Annotated in this window: 2 protein-coding genes and 1 pseudogene; all 3 read left to right on the forward strand. The window is 49.7% G+C overall.

What is annotated here, in order from left to right; genetic code table 11:
• Nucleotides 1-90: 90 nt before the first annotated feature.
• Nucleotides 91-201 (forward strand): annotated as a pseudogene (locus A3OI_RS21550) (Ltp family lipoprotein); the annotation flags it as partial.
• Between the two features lie 432 nt (nt 202-633).
• Nucleotides 634-1,170: a type IV toxin-antitoxin system AbiEi family antitoxin gene (abiEi, locus tag A3OI_RS0103235; RefSeq protein WP_026223968.1), complete on the forward strand. Its 537-nt coding sequence runs from the start codon at nt 634-636 to the stop codon at nt 1,168-1,170.
• Nucleotide 1,171: 1 nt separating this feature from the next.
• Nucleotides 1,172-1,621: a nucleotidyl transferase AbiEii/AbiGii toxin family protein gene (locus A3OI_RS19200; RefSeq protein ID WP_018402903.1), complete on the forward strand. Its 450-nt coding sequence runs from the start codon at nt 1,172-1,174 to the stop codon at nt 1,619-1,621.
• Nucleotides 1,622-1,697 lie beyond the last annotated feature (76 nt).

Genomic DNA, 1,697 nt, shown 5'->3' on the forward strand with positions numbered 1-1,697 from the left:
ATAAAAGCATGTATGCTCAAAAAAAACCAGATTTCGATTTCTGGCATAGGTTTTTGATGCTTTTTAGGATATTTTTTCTATTCCACTAATTCCGGTTTTTCTTGCAAAGGGCTCATTGAACAGCTCTCGGCGAGCACCGGTGATGGGTACACCCAGAGTCAAGCAAGATACGGTGCCCAGCGAAGCAGTGCTTGCGAGTAGGCCGACGCGGACATACAGGCCAACCTGTGATAAGTGCTGCACTGAAGGTATGCGAGGCGACTGCCAATACCCGATCTAATTCAGAACGCTCATGGGCGTTCATAATCTGCCAAAATTGACTGAGCAACGATAAGCGAGGCACATCGTGCAACAGAAACTGAACATCTGGACTATCTACGAAAATACCAAGGACTTCCCAGGTAAATTTGTTGCGCGGAGATTTGAGCTCGACCAGCCCACCAGAGATTACTTCGTGGGCGCCAGTGCCGAGGCTGTCCGTGACTGGGTGCAAGAGGAAGCCGCTAAGATGGGGCAGGGCGCGCCTTACCGTCTACCGCGACAACCAGAAGACGACACCGTAATACTAGAAAGTTGGGTTTGATTTAGGTCTGCGTTTTGTTACGCTAAGAAAAACAAAGCGCGGAGTGCAGTATGCAGCCTATACAGCAGCTAGAACAGTGGCTATTACGAACAAAGTCTGGAATCAATGCGTACCTGTATTCAGCCGCGGCTTTTCGATCACTCTTCCCAGACCTTAGTGCAGGCGCCTATCGATCGCTACTTCGTCGTGCTGAAAAGCGCGGATTGCTGGAGCGCGTGTGTAAAGGCATCTACCAATATGCGGGAAATCCTGACAGCAGCGGTTCAATCCTTTTTCACGCAGCTGCGCTTTTACGTGCTCGAAATTTTAATTACATCAGCCTTGAAACCGCGCTCAGCGATGCGGGCCTGATTTCCCAAGTTCCGATAGCCTGGATTACGATTGTAAGCACTGCCAGGTCAGCCACAATTAATTGCGGCCGCTTTGGAACAATAGAGTTTCTGCACACCGAACGTGTAATGTCCGAGATAGCGGGCGAGCTGAATTACGACGTCAGCCGGCACTTATTCCTGGCCTCACCCACATTGGCACTGGCGGACATGCAGCGATTTAACCGGCCCACCATCGACCTTGTTACGGAGGTTTAGGATGACGCTATTTGACGCATTGGTTAGCGAGGCCATCAGGAACCAGCGTGAGCTAATTGCGCTGCGCCCTGTTGTCATCAAAGAAATATTACATCACGATATTCTGCGCGAGTTAAGCCATGCAGATCTTCTCAAAAAACTGACCTTCATAGGCGGAACCTGCCTCCGCGCCTGTTATGGTTCTAGCAGGCTAAGCGAGGATCTGGATTTTACGGGCGGATCTGGTTTCAACAGGGATGAGCTGGATAAGCTGAAGGTCACGCTGGAAGTGCGGTTAACTGAGAAATACGGACTGCCGATCTCTGTAACAGAACCCAAAGCCGAGAAGCAGGGAAATGTAGATACCTGGAAACTCCAAGTAAACACACAACCTGAGCGTCCAGATATGCCAGCTCAAAGAATTCACTTAGACATTTGCGCGGTACCCAGTTACCCAATGTCATCAACTTAAGCCCCAAAAGTCCATCATGACCCTCTGAGTCACCAAGATTACCAATCGTGAGACAGCCTATTATTGAATCGACAGG

This window comes from Marinobacter gelidimuriae, assembly GCF_000372805.1.
Taxonomy (GTDB): domain Bacteria; phylum Pseudomonadota; class Gammaproteobacteria; order Pseudomonadales; family Oleiphilaceae; genus Marinobacter; species Marinobacter gelidimuriae.